The organism is Halomonas sp. C22 (genome assembly GCF_007655045.1).
Lineage (GTDB): Bacteria > Pseudomonadota > Gammaproteobacteria > Pseudomonadales > Halomonadaceae > Vreelandella > Vreelandella hamiltonii.
Genome location: NZ_VBVC01000012.1, coordinates 62,779 through 77,667, shown reverse-complemented (window position 1 = coordinate 77,667; position 14,889 = coordinate 62,779). Strand labels below are relative to the sequence as shown.

Below are 14,889 nucleotides of genomic sequence, written 5' to 3'. Positions count from 1 at the left end.
GGCGTTGGCGATATCCCCGTAGCGCGGCGTAAGCGGAGCGCACCCGCGAAGCAACGCGAGAGCGTTGCCGATGAGGGCACGGTGGGTGGCGGTGGCGTTTTCCCGTTTGGGGGCGTAATCGGCATGCCCACATCGGGCGGTATATGCACGTGCGGTTGCACGACATCGACGTTGGCGTTATCCCCGTAGCGCGGCGTAAGCGGAGCGCACCCGCGAAGCAACGCGAAAGCGTTGCCGATGAGGGCGCGGTGGGTGGCGGTGGCGTTTTCCCGTTTGGAGGCGTGATCGGGGCGGCTGGCGCCGCCTTCGCGGGTGCCTCCATCGCTCGTTGCTCTCGCTCTGTCGTTACACCGCGCTACGGGGGGCATAGCTTTCGGTGGAAAACGTAGCGCGGCGTAAGCGGAGCGCACCCGCGAAGCAACGCGAGGAGCGTTGCCGATGAGGGCTCGGTGGGCGGCGGTGGGCTTAACGTAGACGTTGCCTTTAGGGGGGCCTAGAATACAGCCTCATATTCGCTGTTAATCTGGAAACCTTGTGACTGCTACAACGCCTTCGCTTACCACGTCGAACGAATTGCCTGCGCTTGAGCAGCCTTACCTGGACTTGATGCGCACTGTGCTCGAACAGGGCGTTGATCGCGGTGACCGTACCGGTACGGGTACGCGCTCGGTGTTTGGCCACCAGATGCGCTTCGATCTTTCCCGTGGGTTTCCGCTGCTGACCACCAAGAAGCTGCACTTGCGCTCGATCATTCATGAGCTGCTGTGGTTTCTGAAGGGCGATACCAACATCGGTTACCTGAAAGAGCACGGCGTGCGTATCTGGGACGAATGGGCCGATGAAGCGGGCAACCTGGGGCCCGTATACGGCTACCAGTGGCGTAGCTGGCCGCACCCCAAAGGTGGCAGCGTGGATCAGATTGCCAATGTGCTGGAGCAGATTCGCCATAACCCGCAGTCGCGCCGTTTGATCGTCTCGGCCTGGAACCCGGGGCAGGTGGAGGAAATGAAGCTGCCGCCGTGCCACTGCCTGTTCCAGTTCTACGTGGCGAACGGTCGCCTTTCCTGCCAGCTGTACCAGCGCAGTGCGGATATTTTCCTCGGTGTGCCGTTCAATATCGCCAGCTACGCGCTGCTGCTCAGCATGGTGGCGCAGGTGACCGGGCTGAAGCCGGGTGAGTTCATCCACACGCTGGGCGATGCCCATCTCTACAGCAATCACCTGGAGCAGGCGCAGGAGCAGCTGGCGCGTACGCCCATGGCGCCGCCAGCGCTGGTGCTCAATCCGGCGGTCACGGATCTGTTCGACTTCACCTTCGATGATATTCATATAGAAGGTTACCAATCGCACCCCCACATCAAGGCAAAGGTTGCCGTATGAGCCAATCTCTCCCGACTGACGAACTGCTGGTGCCGGTGGCGATGATCGTCGCCATGGCGAAGAATCGTGTCATTGGCGTCGATGGCAAGCTGCCCTGGTACCTGCCGGAAGACCTGAAATTCTTCAAACGCATGACCCAGGCCAAGCCGCTGGTCATGGGGCGCAAGACCTATGCATCCATCGGCAAGCCGTTGCCCAATCGGCTGAATATCGTGGTGACCCGAGACACGGCCTTCACCGCCGAGGGCACGCGTATCTGCCACGACCTGCCGTCTGCCTTGGCGCTGGCCGACCAGCACGCCACTATCGAGGCGGCGGAGGAGATCATGGTGATGGGAGGCGGCGAGATCTACCAGCAAGCCTTGCCCTTTGCCCAGCGGCTGTATATTACTGAAGTCGATATCGACGTTGCGGGCGACGCAACGTTTCCTGAATTCTCGGCAGACGAGTGGCGTGAAGTGCAGCGCGTACCCGGCCAGCCAGCGGAAGGGCAGCCACGTTATGATTTCGTGGTATATGAGCGTGTCAACGACTGAGCAAGGAAAGGAGGAGGTGATGGCTGCCAACGTACTGCAACTATTAGAACTACTCGAAACACGGCTCGACCAGAAAAACGCCGAGCTGGAAGCATTGCGTGCCGAAAACAGCCGCCTGAAGCAGCAGCTGGCACGTGGGGAAGCAGCGCCACCCCAGGTAGCGTCACCCCAGATAGCGCCAGCGCCGCTGCCCATGGAAGAGTGCCAGCCCCAGGCAGCGCGTCAGCACCAGGAAAAGCCCCCGGTGGTAGCCGAGCAAGTGCCACCGCAGGCAGAAGCAAACGAAACGCCAGCGCCTGCCGTTGAACCTGCTGCTGAAGCGCCTCAGCCCCCCTCGCCCCACGCATTGTTGAAACAGTGGTATCAGCGCTATCCCAATGCTTTCTTCAAAGGGCATACCAAGCCGCTGAAAGTAGGGATTCATCACGACCTGGCCGAGCGTGAGCCCTGGTCGGGCAAGCTGGTGCGTCGTGCGCTGGCCAACTACGTCAATCTGCCGCGCTACATCAAATCCATGCGGGAAGGCGTAGAACGGGTCGATCTGGAAGGCAATCCGGCAGGCAAAGTCGACAAGGAAGCGGCACAGCACGCCAGTGCGCGGCGCCACGAAAGCCAGGCGACCACAGCAACAGAAACAGCGCCGACCCCGCGTGCCAAACCTGCTCAACGAACGCCGCCGCCGAGGAAGGAAAAACGTCAGGAAGTGCCCCGGCAGGAAAAAACCGAGCAGGCAAAACCGCTTAGCCTTGAAGATAAGCTCAAAGGCTTGCAGCAGAAATTCGAAGGCCGCTGAGACCGGTTTTGTTTGGCTGGGTTCCATAAAAAAACACAAATCATAAAAAAACACTGTTTTTTTCTATTGCGTTCCTTGGAATCCCAGTATAGAGTTTGACCTGCGAGCATTGGACTATAACAAGGCTTTGTTGAGGACATGTCGCATACCACCGGGAAAAACCGGCGGATGAGAAAAAGAGCATGGCCCGCAAGCCACTTACTGGCTTCTACGAAGGCCAGTAATAACGATCGAAACAGTAAGCTAGTTAAAGGAACCTACATCATGAAAAAGACACTTTTAGCGACTGCCATCGTTGGCGCCCTGGGTGCCTCCGCTGCCGCTCAAGCAGCTACTGTATATGACCAAGACGGCACTCGTCTGGACGTATACGGCCGTATCGCCATGGGTATCGCCGGTGGCGGCCCCGAGTTCGATTCTCAAGACCGTGAAATCGACAACGGCGCTGAGTTCGTAGACGTGTTCTCTCGTCTGGGTCTGCGCATGAGCCAGCAGGTTACTTCTGACCTGAGCGCTTTCGGTCACCTGGAATGGCGTTTCCGTGCTGACGAGCGTCGCAGCGACGAAGCTTTCCGTGAAACTCGTCAGAGCTACATCGGTCTGAAGAGCGAGCAGTACGGTACAGTTGTCGGCGGTAACTTCGACAGCTTCTACAGCCAGTTCGTTTCCAAGCCGTTCGACGTCTACATCGACCAAGGTCTTGAGTTTGCTGGTCACCCGACACAGTCTCGCGGCGACTCTATCGGTTACTACACGCCTGACCTGAGCGGTTTCACTGCCTTCCTGCAGCTGAAACACTACAGCGAGCGTGGCCTGCTGGAAGGTATCGAAACTACTGAGCAAGGTGAAGTTGTAGCCTCTCAGGGTGGTGTTCGCTACGCTGAAGGTCCTGTGACTGTTGCTGTGGGCTTCGTTGACGACGTAGTTCGTGGCGGCGGCAACGGCGAAATGCTGTACGGCGTAATGGGTTCTTACGACATCACTGACCAGTTCACTGCACGTCTGGGCTACGAAGGCCGTGACGACAGCACTGAATTCGGCGGTGGCTTCGACACCGTAGGTCTGGGTGGTACTTTCACCACTGGTCCTTGGGCGTTCAACGTTGACTACTACAACATCGAGCGTGACAACGATTCTACCAGCAACGCCTGGGCTGCTGGCGCATACTACAAAGTATCCAGCAACTTCGACGTATTCGCTGAGGTCGCTGACGGCGATGCGCCGAGCGTCGATCGTGACACCACTCTGGGCGACCTGACCGACAACGTATACTGGCTGACTGGCGCTCGTTACCACTTCTAAGCCTGGCTTTTGCCAACGCTTGAATGGATAACTGCCTAACAGCAGATAGAACCGGCCCTCAGGGGCCGGTTTTTTATTTGATGGCCTATGGTCAGTGAGTGAACAGGTTGGCCAATCGCTTGGCCGTCTGAAGCAAGGTACAGTAGCCTTATCAGTATTTACTAAACACATCTCATTGCTATTGACAATGGAGGAAATAGGCAAGATTTATGAATCCTGCTTCCACCTTGTTACATGCAGGCGCCGAAAAGGGTATGATTCATACCTTAGGCTAAGCACACTTACATTAGTGATAACGCTTATCAGGTAGTGGCGTTCTATGGCCATGCCTTTCTGAATTTACGCGCAAAGTCAAAGAGTTGACTTCTCCAAGAGTCACGGATGATAAAACGAATTCTGCAGAACCAACTGCTCACCACGCTGGCTGCGCGTGGGATTGCCGCAGGTGGCACCTTCCTGCTTTCCTATGTGTTGGCCACGTTCGTCAGTATTCAGGCCTTTGGTGCCTTCATGCTGTGTCTGTCGATCATGATCGGCATGCAGGTCTTTGCCAGCCTGGGCACCGACCGGGCCACGCTCAAGTACATGGGGGTCGCGACCTCCAATAATAACCGCCGTGAAGTCGCCTGGATTTACCGGCACGCCATGACGGTCAACGTACTGGTCGGCGTGCTGCTGGGCGTAGTGCTGTGGGTGGCGGCGCCCAGCGTGGCACAAATGCTGCTCTCCTCGACAGACAATGCGGTCGAGGCCCTGCGAATGACCGCGCTGTTGTCGCCGGTGTACAGCGTCATTTACCTGTGCAATTTTCTGATGAAAGGGTGGGGCAGGGCCAACGTTTCCTGCCTGTTCGAAATAGGCTGTATTTCCATCGTGCTCAGCGGGGTCGTGCTGGTGTGTGCCTGGCTGGGGATCTCGCTGGGGGCACTGGCGCTGATGACTGCGCTGGGTGTGATTCTGGGGCTCTACCTGCTGGTGGCGCTGTGGGCCGTCTGGTGGCTGTACCGCCGCAGCGCGCTGGTCGAAAGTGACAGCGTCAGCTTTACCAAAGGCTTCTATCGCCACCTGCCCGATTTTTTGCTGGTAGGCATCATCTTCTACTACACCCAGTGGGGAGTTGGCCTGGTGTTGGGCGCCTTCCATAGCGAAAGCGATGTTGCCTTGTTCAGCCTGGGGCTACGGCTGGCCATGATCATCGGCTTCATCCTGACCGTATACGACAGCATTCTGGGGCCGCGTTTCTCACGGCTCCAGCATGAAGGCAATGGCGAAGGGCTCAGGCTGCTTGCCCAGAAAAGTGCTTTTCAAATGACCTGCTTCGCGCTGCTGCCTGCCTTGGTGTTCATCATCTGGCCCAACGCCGTGCTGGCGTTGTTTGGCAGTGATTACACCGGTGCTGCCAGCGTCGTGAGAATTCTCGTGATCGGGCAGCTGGTGAATGTGATGACCGGCTCGGTCATTTTGCTGCTTTTGATGGCCGACCAGCAGCGTGCAGCGCGGAATATACTAATCTGGTCTGTGGTGGTGGGGGGCATTGCCTCGCTGCTACTGATTCCGCGTTACAGCGCAGAGGGGGCGGCCTATGCGCTGCTGCTGTGCCTGCTGATTCAGAATGGCGTGGCGGTCTACGTGGTGAAGAGAAAGTTCGGTTTCATGATGACCGACTGGCGTTTCGTCATGACGCCACGAAGCCGAGCCAACAATGATGGTGAACCAAGATGATTAGACTCGAAAGGGAGTTCCACCTGGAAGAAGGGATCGATTACAGCTTCATCAATCCGTTTTCTCTAGGGGTCGTGGCGCAAAGCCTAAGCGAGCAGGAGTGCCGACAGATTCGCTTCTACGCCGATGGCATTGCCGTCGTGCTCTATGCCCGGTTGTTCAAAGGCAAAAAGATTCAGCGGACCAGCTTCGACGACACCTCGATTGCCCCGGTGGTACTAGGCCATGCCCAGGCCACACAGAAGCGCGTTGCGCTGGTGGGCGGCACCGAAGAAAACGTCCGTCAGGCGTCGCAGCTGCTGGCACAGAAATACCCTGGGCTCGAGATCAGCTACGCACGCTCCGGCTTTTTCAGCAGTGACGAAGAGCGCCAGCAGAGCTTAGTGCAGGCAGCCAATGCCGACATCGTCATCGTGGGCATGGGCGCAGGCAAGCAGGAGCGCCTGCTGCTGGACCTGAGGGCTGCGGGCTGGCAAGGCACCGGCTTTACCTGTGGCGGCTATCTGGATCAGTTCGTGGAGGCCAAGGGGCAAGACTACTACCCAGCCTGGGTAGACCGTCTCAACCTGCGCTGGCTGTACCGAATGATGAAAGAGCCGAACCGGCTGTTGAAGCGCTACCTGAAAGACTACCCCCGGTTTTTGATCAAATACGGCAACAAGATCGAGTAAATCATGATTCCTAAAAAGATCCATTTCTGCTGGTTTGGCGGTAACGCCATGGGCACGCTTTATAAAGAGTGCCTCGCCACGTGGAAAGAAAAGATGCCCGACTTCGAGATCATCGAGTGGAACGAGTCCACCATCGATCACGACAATCCGTTCATCAAATACTGCCTGGAAAACAAGAAGTGGGCCTTTCTGTCCGATTACGTCCGTATGGCGGCACTTCATGAGCACGGTGGCATCTACCTCGATGTGGACATGGAAGTCGTACGCTCGCTGGAGCCGCTGCTGGAAAGCCCCTGTTTCCTGGGCTATGAAGATGAAGGACGGCTGAACACCGCCGTGGTGGGCGGGGTGGCAGGGCATCACTTCTTCAAGAATGCCATGACGCTGATCGAAGCCCGTCATCAACAGAAAAAGCCGTTTCTGATTGCCCCGGAAGTGGCCAATGCCTGTGTCGAACAGGATGCCAGTGATATCGATCTCAAGCCCTGGCACTTTTTCTACCCCTATAACCCCTATGCCAAGGCGCATGATCGCAAGCAGCTGATGTACTGCTATATCGAAAGCGATACCTACCTGATCCACCACTGGGGAAAAGGGTGGAAAATGGGGCTGGTGGAAAGAGTATTCAGAAAGTTGTTCAAGTAGGCCATCGCGGTAAAGGGATTCAATTTAGCGAGATCGTTTGGGAGCAAGGAATGCAAGGTCATTACCCATGGGGCAATACTCTGTTGGCTTATCGCCGCAAGGCTCAGCCGTTGGCTGCGATGCTGCTAATGGCCGTGATCGTGGCACTGGGCGTCGTGGGCGTGATGTCGCCCTGGCACTACAACATTCTGCCTGCCGTACCGCTACTGGAACTGGCTGTGCTGGGCATGTCCGTATTGGTGTTTCCGCCGAAAAGCCGCTCTGCGTGGCTATTCATGCTGGCGGCGGGTGGCTACCTGGCCGTCACCCTGGCCATTGCACTGCTGATGAGCGGCAGCCATATTCTCGATTACGTGCAGGCGTACAAGGCATTCTTCTACGTCCTGCTGCTCTGCTCGTTCATCGGTCAGCCGCTATTCAAGCAGGCCCAGGTCGTCAAATTCTTCTACGTGCTATTAGCGCTGTTCTTCCTCAAGTACACCTACTCGCGGCTGATTGGACTGGACGCTTGGGTCAGCCAACGGCCGGGTATCTTCACGGAAAATAATTTCGAACTGGTGCTGCTGATTCTGCTGCTGTATCTGGTGCTCCCTGTGATGCGCTGGCGGTTCGTCTCGTTTGTCGCCGTGATGCTGATCATCTTTTTATCAGGGTCGCGCAGCGCGTTCCTGTGTTTTCTGGCGGTGTATTTTTTCAGCGTGTTCCGGGTAGGCAAAGGGTTTATCAAGCCCTGGCTGCTGCTTTTTCCATTACTGGTGGCATTGGCTTACGGCATCGTGAACGATCGCATGGATATTTCGCTGGGCAGTAGCGAGGGAGCTGCAAACGAGCATCCCAGCATGCCCGCATTAGAGGAGCAAAGAGAGCCCGAAGTGATTCTGGACAGCCAGGGTGAACTCATCGAACCGCCGCTCACCTTTCGCTCCCTGCTGGAGCGAGGCGCGTCCATCGACCGTGTTCGGTTCCTGCTCTACTTCCTCGACGACGTAGAGGGTTGGCAGTGGTGGAACGTGATGTTGGGTACCCAGCCCCTGACGCCGATGTCTACACAGACGTGCGAAGCGCTCTCCTACTGGAGCGACATGTACAGCTTCTCTGGGGATGGCACCTGCTATTCGGTCATTTTGCACTCTTATATCATTCGCGTGCTTTACGACCATGGCGTGCTGGGGCTGATCTTTCTCGTGGTATTTACCGGCTATGCGCTGCGCAAGAGCGGCTATGGCTGGGTCGACACGCTGTGTGTGCTTGGCGTGCTAATGGCCTCATCGCTCTCCGTTTCGGCATTCAATAGCGTGTTTGCCATGCTTTCCATGATGTTCTATCTCTCATATGGGCGAACGCAACCAGCCCCGGCGCCCTCGGTGGAAGTCGCCAGCAATAGCACGACCTGAAAGTAGCCTGGAAAGCCCATCGCAGCGCCCAATAATTAGATCGTAGAGTAGAGACCGTACTATGCACTCAGACAGTAAGCTGGGAGCCGCTCAGAAAAGAGGCGTGATCTTTTCCGAGCGCTATCCGCCCAAGATCATCTTCCCGGTATTCGACTTCGTCGTTGTCGTGTTCTCGGGGGTAATGGCGTACCTGTTGCGTTTCGAGACCTTTCATTTGCATGAGCGCTACGTTCTGGCGCTGGCCTGCATGGCCTTGCTGGTGGTGGTGGCCAACAGTTCCACAGGTAGCTATAAACGCTGGCGCATCTCGTCCACGTTTTACATCATCACCAAGTTGATGCTGGTCTGGCTGGTGATCGGCATCATCGTCACCTCCATCATCTACTTTGCCCACGCGGCAGAGCGCTACTCACGGCTATGGGTGGGGCTGACGCTGCTGTTCTCGTTCGTGCTGGCGGCCAGCGCCAGGGCGCTGGTGCAATACGGCTTGCGGCGCATTCGCATTCGTGGCGGAGCGCGGCGCCCCGTGTTTCTGGTGGGGCCTGCCAAGAACGTACTGCACGTGGCGCGGGGCATGCGGGCTGCCTCCTGGGAAGGGCACTCCATTGCCGGGGTCGAGCGCCTTCCTGATGGCTCGCTCGATCAAGAACAGTTGGAGCGCATTGCTGCCCGGATAGGCGACGCAAACGCGTCCGAAGTGTGGATCTGTGTGCCGCTGGAAATGGGCGACACCGTGCATGGCCTGTTTTACGCGCTGCGCAACCATACCGAAGAGATCCGCCTGATTCCGGAATTCAAGGACATGCGCCTGCTCAATCATCGCACCAGCGAAGTAGCGGGCCACCTGGCCATCGACCTCAGCGTATCGCCCATCAACGGCATGGCCCGAGTGGTCAAGCGTGCCGAAGACATCATCGTCGGCAGCCTGATCTCGCTGATGATTCTGCCGGTGTGCATTGCCATTGCGCTGGCCATCAAGTTCACCTCGCCTGGCCCCGTGCTGTTCAAGCAGCACCGCACGGGCTCCAACGGCAAGGTGTTCAAGGTTTACAAGTTCCGCTCGATGAAAGTGCATCAGGAGAAAGAGGGCGTCGTTACCCAGGCCACCAAGAACGATAACCGCCTGACGCCGATAGGGGCCTTCCTGCGCCGTACATCGCTGGACGAGCTGCCGCAGTTCTACAACGTCCTGCAAGGGCGCATGTCCATCGTGGGCCCACGCCCCCATGCGCTGGCTCACAACGAGTACTACACGGAGCTGGTAGAGTCTTACATGCGCAGGCACAAGGTGAAGCCCGGCATTACCGGCTGGGCTCAGGTCAATGGGCTGCGCGGCGAGACCGATACGCTGGAAAAAATGCAGCGGCGGGTCGAGTATGACCTGTGGTACATCGACAACTGGTCGGTGTGGCTCGATCTGAAGATCATCTTCATGACCGTGTTTAAGGGCTTTAAACACGCCAACGCCTACTGACCGGAGCCTCTGATGATTTTAGTGACAGGTGGCACAGGCTATATCGGCTCGCATATCGCCGTCGAACTGCTGAAGGAAGGGCACTCGGTGGTGCTGCTGGATGACCTTTCCAATAGCGTGGCCTCCGTGGTGCCGCGTATCGAAAAGATCACTGGGCGCGCGGTGGCGTTCTACCAGGGCGACGTGCGCGATGCTGCGCTGCTGGTGAGCATTTTCGAGCAGCACCCTATCGAGGCGGTGATTCATTGTGCAGGCCTGAAGGCGGTAGGTGAAAGCGTGACCCAGCCGCTGGCCTATTACGATACCAACGTGCATGGCTCCATCGGGCTGTGCCAGGCCATGGCCAAAGCGGGTATCAAGCGGCTGATTTTCAGCTCATCGGCCACGGTGTATGGCGTGGAAGCCATACCGCCCTACGTGGAAACCATGGGGCGGGGCAGCTGTACCAGCCCCTACGGCACCTCCAAGGCCATGGTCGAGCAGGTGCTGGAAGACCTGTGCGCCAGCGACCCGGAGTGGTCCGTGGCCATTCTGCGTTACTTCAACCCCATTGGTGCGCACCCCTCGGGCCTGATTGGTGAATCACCCCAAGGGGTGCCCAACAACCTGATGCCCTACATCAGCCAGGTAGCGGCAGGCGTGCTGCCCGAGCTGAGGGTCTACGGCAACGACTACCCGACCCAGGACGGCACCTGCGTGCGCGACTACCTGCACGTGGTCGATCTGGCGGTTGGGCACCGCGTTGCGCTCAAGGCGCTGGAAACGCCGGGCGCCAGCCATTACAACCTGGGCACGGGGCAGGGGGTGTCGGTCAAGCAGATGATCGATGCCTTTACCCAAGCCACCCAGGTGCCCGTGGCCTACCGCTACGCCCCCCGGCGCGATGGCGACCTGGCCGCCTTCTGGGCCAGTGCCGAAAAGGCGCAGCAAGAGCTGGGCTGGCAAGCCACCAAAACCCTCGACGACATGATGACCGACACCTGGCGCTGGCAGCAGCACGCCAGCGCATGAACGTATGCTCGCCAGGTGAGTGCCTGGCAAGCAGTCTCGTTATCGGTAAGCCCCTGTTGCCTGTGAGCCTATGCTATCCCTGAGAACAGGCTGTCTGTGAGAACAGGCTGCCTGTGCTACTATCGGCTTCCTCAACGATTTGCCGCCCCAGGGCCATGAAAGGAAGTCTGTTTCAATGTTGGCAACGCACTCCCCCTCATCACACGCAGGCACTCAGCCCCCCCAGCTATTCACGGGCGTGGCCGTCTTTCTATTGGCCGCCATTGCACTGGTGGTGCCCAGCGGCTACTCGCTAGGGGCGTTGTTGTTGCTGCTGGCGGGGCTGGGGCTCATCGCCCTGCGCCGTTTGCCTACGTTGACGCGTCAGGATGGCGCCATCATGGCCGTGCTGCTGGCCTATGCGGCCATCACCATGCTGGAAGCGTGGCTGGATGGCCAGGGCAGCAAGGGCTTCGACAAGCCCAGCCGCTTCATTCTGGCCATTCCGGCGCTGTTCTGGGTACTGCGCTACCCGCCCAATCTGGCCTTTCTGTGGAGCGGTGCCGCCGTGGGCGCGCTCAGTGCGGGCACCTGGGCCGGGTGGCAAAAGCTGTTCGAAGGCGTAGACCGCGCCCAGGGCCATACCCATGTGATTCAGTTCGGTAACCTCAGCATGCTGCTGGGCGTACTGTGCATGGCAGGCCTGGGGTGGGCCGTGGTGCAGCGCCAGCGCCAACTTTGGGTCGCCCTGCTGCTGGCGGGGGCGTTGGGCGGCATACTGGGCTCGCTGTTTTCCGGCAGTCGTGGCGGCTGGGTAGGTTTCCCCATCGTGCTGCTGGTGCTGTACCGAGCTTATGGCACCCAGCTTTCCAACCGCCTCAAAGTAGCCGTCGTGGCGGCCGTAGTAGTGGGTGGGCTGGCGGTGTATTCCGTGCCGCAAACCGGCGTGCAGCACCGAGTGCATCAGGCCGTAACCGATGTGTCGCTATATATCACGGGTGAAAACCGCTCTTCTTCCGTGGGGTCGCGGTTCGAAATGTGGCGCGGAGCCGCCATGCTGATTCAGGAAAAACCGCTAACGGGGTGGGGCAGTACCGGTTACGCCGAAGCTATGTACGCCTTTGGTGAAGAAGGCGTCATCAGTCGTGAAGCGGCTCAATATGGTCACGCTCACAATGAATTCGTCGATGCTTTCGCCAAGCGCGGCATTCTAGGGCTGGTGATTTTGTTGGCACTTTATCTGGTGCCCATGCGAATGTTCGCCCGCGATTTGCAATCCCCCGATCTGGCCGCTCGCGCCGTGGCCACGGCGGGCGTGCTGCTACCCGTCACGTTTCTGGATTTCGGGCTCTCCCAGGTTTTTCTGGAGCATAACAGCGGCGTCATGATGTACGCCTTCCTGCTGGTGGTGCTGTGGGGCTGCCATCGGGGGCAGGGCGCTGCGATTTCTAAACCGTAGGCGCTTATATCTAAATAACGTTATGTTTTTAAACGTATATTCCAAACGGCCTTGAACAGGCCGTTTTTTTATAAAAATAGAAGATAGTTATTGCACTAAATAGATTTAATTGATTGTACAAGGCTTGTTGACGTAGAGCTGGCACTGTTAATCCCTTACAATAGCCGAGCATTTTTATATCTCAGGTTAACCTTCTATTCATCCGCACAGCGTAGGGCAAGGGAATGCGCCCGTATGAATCCCTGGGCGGTAGCGTGCCTTTTTGATGGAATCTACTATGTCGAATACCCCCACTTCTTTTTCGCGGCCAGCTCGCATGCTGTTGGCGGCGGTCAGTTTGACCCTGCTCAGTGGGTGTGCCACGCAATACCCTTCTGGCAGCGGTCAACAATCACCGCAATACGTACTAACCGACGATGCGGCCAAACTTCTGGAAGATGAAGCACTCAATCGCTTCCTCACCCAATCGCCTGCCAGTGGTGTGCACACAGCTGCCCGCACCCCCTGGGGTGACAACGTAGAAATTATCGCCGATGCCCCGTATCTGGCCGCCAGCGGGCGCAAATGCCGCCAGCTGCAAGTGATGGAGCCCGGTGGCAGCGTACGCGCAGCACTCGCCTGCGAAACCGAAAGCGGCTGGGTACATCAGCGTCTGGTCACTCAAGCAGGAGGGCGCTAACATGCAGTCATCTATCTCCTCACCCACCGTTGCGTTGGTTCCTCTTAAACGCATGTTGGCGACAGCAGGATTGGTATTTGCAACATTGACTGCGGCGCCTGCCATAGCCCAGTCCCTCAGCCTCTCCAACGACATTCTTCCCCAACAGGGTAGCCAGCAAGGCGGCCAGCAGGGGCAGCAAGAGCAGGTGGAGGACACCCCGCGCGCAGACTGGCGCAGCGGCACCTACGGCCCCATTGCCACGCCGCCCCAAAACCCCGATGCCTTGCCGCCCTTTGGCGCCAACCTGTTCACCGGGGGCTTTCGTGGTGCCATGGGAGACGGCCTGAACGCCGATTACCGCATCAAGCCCGGCGACCAGATCACCGTGCGCGCCTGGGGCGCGTTCGAGTTCGACCGCGTGCTGCCCGTGGATGCCCAGGGCAACATCTTCATTCCCGGCTCCGGCCCGCTCAACGTGGAAGGGCAGAACAGCCAACAGGTCGATGGCAGCGTACGCAGCGCCATTACCTCGGTGTACCCCGATAACGTCGAGGTCTACACCAACGTGCAAGGCGTTCAGCCCGTGGCCGTGTTCGTCACCGGCTACGTGGAAAATCCGGGCCGCTATGCAGGCACCCCCAACGATTCGCTGCTCTACTTCCTCGACCAGGCAGGCGGCATCGACCAGGACCTGGGTAGCTACCGCCAGATTCGCGTCGTCCGTGACGACCGCACCGTGGCCACCGTCGACCTCTACGACTTCCTCATCAACGGCACCATCGCCCGCCCGCAGTTCCAGGATGGCGACACCATCGTGGTGGAAGAGCGCGGCCCTGCCATTGCCGTGGTCGGTGACGTACACCGCGAACACCGCTACGAACTGATCGGCAACCAGCTCAGCGGTGCCGAAATCATCAACCTGGCCCGGTTGAGAAGCGGAGTTTCACACGTACTGCTACGCGGCGACCGAGACGACGGCCCGATTGCCCAATACTTCCCCATCAACCTGTTTGCAGGCCAAACGGTACGCAGCGGTGACGAAGTGGTGTTCAGTGCCGACCAGCGTAACGAAACCATCGTGGTGGAAATCGAAGGCAGCTACTACGGCCCCTCGCGGTTTGCGCTACCCCGCAATGCGCGCCTCAGCGAACTGCTCGACGCCATTGCCGTACCCGAAAACATGACCGCCGTGGAAAGCATCTCGCTGCAGCGTGAAAGCGTACGTCAGCAGCAGGCGCAGTCCCTGCAGGACAGTCTGCGCCGCCTGGAAACCACCTACCTGGGCGCCTCCTCGCGCACCGATCAGGAAGCCCAGATCCGCCTGCGAGAAGCGGAGCTGATCGAACGTTTCATCGAGCGTGCCCGTGAGCTAGAGCCCAGCGGCCGCTTGGTGGTTGCCTCCAGCGAAGGTATTGCGGATATACGTCTTCAAGATGGTGACATCATCACCATTCCTGAAATCAGCGACTCGGTGCTCATCAGCGGTGAAATCCTCGTGCCCCAGGCCGCCGTCTACCGCCCCGGCATGAGCGTCATCGACTACGTGGAAAGCGCCGGTGGCTTCACCGAACGTGCCGACCGCGACCAGATTCTGCTGGTACGCCAGAACGGCGCCGTCGAACACGCCCGTAACACGCCGCTGCGCCCTGGCGACGAAATCCTCGTCATGCCCAAGGCACCTACGCACAACCTGCAGCTCGCCTCGACCCTCACTCAGATCCTGTTCCAGATCGCCGTCACCACCCGTGTCGCCCTGGACCTGTGATGAGACCATAGCGGCGGCCCGGCGCAAAGGGCGGCCTTAGCCGCCCCGGTCACGCCACTTCTCCATTTACGTTCCCGACATCAAAAGAAACGGAAAC

The 14,889-nt window shown here is 58.6% G+C and carries 13 protein-coding genes; all 13 read left to right on the top strand.

Annotated elements, in window-relative coordinates:
- Positions 1 to 534 precede the first annotated feature (534 nt).
- The 13 genes from FEU76_RS17135 to FEU76_RS17075 all read left to right on the top strand — a co-directional run bounded on the left by FEU76_RS17135 (position 535) and on the right by FEU76_RS17075 (position 14,792).
- Positions 535 to 1,380: a thymidylate synthase gene (locus FEU76_RS17135; RefSeq protein WP_144984581.1), complete on the top strand. Its 846-nt coding sequence runs from the start codon at positions 535 to 537 to the stop codon at positions 1,378 to 1,380.
- A complete protein-coding gene (locus FEU76_RS17130; RefSeq protein ID WP_144984578.1) occupies positions 1,377 to 1,916 on the top strand; it encodes a dihydrofolate reductase in 540 nt (179 codons plus the stop codon). Before FEU76_RS17135 ends, FEU76_RS17130 begins: the two co-directional genes overlap by 4 nt.
- A 19-nt stretch (positions 1,917 to 1,935) precedes the next feature.
- Positions 1,936 to 2,709 (top strand): ProQ/FINO family protein, encoded by a 774-nt coding sequence (locus FEU76_RS17125; protein ID WP_144984575.1) that lies wholly within the window; start codon positions 1,936 to 1,938, stop codon positions 2,707 to 2,709.
- Between the two features lie 264 nt (positions 2,710 to 2,973).
- Complete coding sequence (locus FEU76_RS17120) at positions 2,974 to 4,011, top strand: porin (protein WP_144984572.1); 1,038 nt, start codon at positions 2,974 to 2,976, stop codon at positions 4,009 to 4,011.
- A gap of 381 nt (positions 4,012 to 4,392) precedes the next feature.
- Entirely contained in the window at positions 4,393 to 5,733 is a 1,341-nt protein-coding gene (locus FEU76_RS17115) for an oligosaccharide flippase family protein (RefSeq protein WP_144984569.1), read from the top strand.
- Positions 5,730 to 6,404 carry a WecB/TagA/CpsF family glycosyltransferase gene (locus FEU76_RS17110; RefSeq protein ID WP_096923274.1) on the top strand — a complete coding sequence of 225 codons (675 nt, stop codon included), beginning with the start codon at positions 5,730 to 5,732 and terminating at the stop codon, positions 6,402 to 6,404. The genes FEU76_RS17115 and FEU76_RS17110 overlap by 4 nt, the downstream gene beginning before the upstream one ends.
- 3 nt (positions 6,405 to 6,407) lie before the next feature.
- On the top strand, positions 6,408 to 7,049 hold the full coding sequence (locus tag FEU76_RS17105; protein WP_096923273.1) for a glycosyltransferase family 32 protein: 642 nt from the start codon (positions 6,408 to 6,410) through the stop codon (positions 7,047 to 7,049).
- Between the two features lie 50 nt (positions 7,050 to 7,099).
- Complete coding sequence (locus tag FEU76_RS17100; RefSeq protein WP_096923272.1) at positions 7,100 to 8,443, top strand: hypothetical protein; 1,344 nt, start codon at positions 7,100 to 7,102, stop codon at positions 8,441 to 8,443.
- A 61-nt stretch (positions 8,444 to 8,504) separates the two neighbouring features.
- Positions 8,505 to 9,917 (top strand): undecaprenyl-phosphate glucose phosphotransferase, encoded by a 1,413-nt coding sequence (locus FEU76_RS17095; RefSeq protein ID WP_096923271.1) that lies wholly within the window; start codon positions 8,505 to 8,507, stop codon positions 9,915 to 9,917.
- Positions 9,918 to 9,929: 12 nt separating this feature from the next.
- Positions 9,930 to 10,928: a UDP-glucose 4-epimerase GalE gene (gene galE / locus FEU76_RS17090; RefSeq protein ID WP_096923270.1), complete on the top strand. Its 999-nt coding sequence runs from the start codon at positions 9,930 to 9,932 to the stop codon at positions 10,926 to 10,928.
- Between the two features lie 175 nt (positions 10,929 to 11,103).
- On the top strand, positions 11,104 to 12,366 hold the full coding sequence (locus FEU76_RS17085; protein ID WP_096923269.1) for an O-antigen ligase family protein: 1,263 nt from the start codon (positions 11,104 to 11,106) through the stop codon (positions 12,364 to 12,366).
- A 277-nt stretch (positions 12,367 to 12,643) separates the two neighbouring features.
- Positions 12,644 to 13,045, top strand: a complete 402-nt coding sequence (locus FEU76_RS17080) for a DVU3141 family protein (RefSeq protein WP_096923268.1) — start codon at positions 12,644 to 12,646, stop codon at positions 13,043 to 13,045.
- Between the two features lie 52 nt (positions 13,046 to 13,097).
- Entirely contained in the window at positions 13,098 to 14,792 is a 1,695-nt protein-coding gene (locus tag FEU76_RS17075; RefSeq protein ID WP_422822545.1) for a polysaccharide biosynthesis/export family protein, read from the top strand.
- Positions 14,793 to 14,889 lie beyond the last annotated feature (97 nt).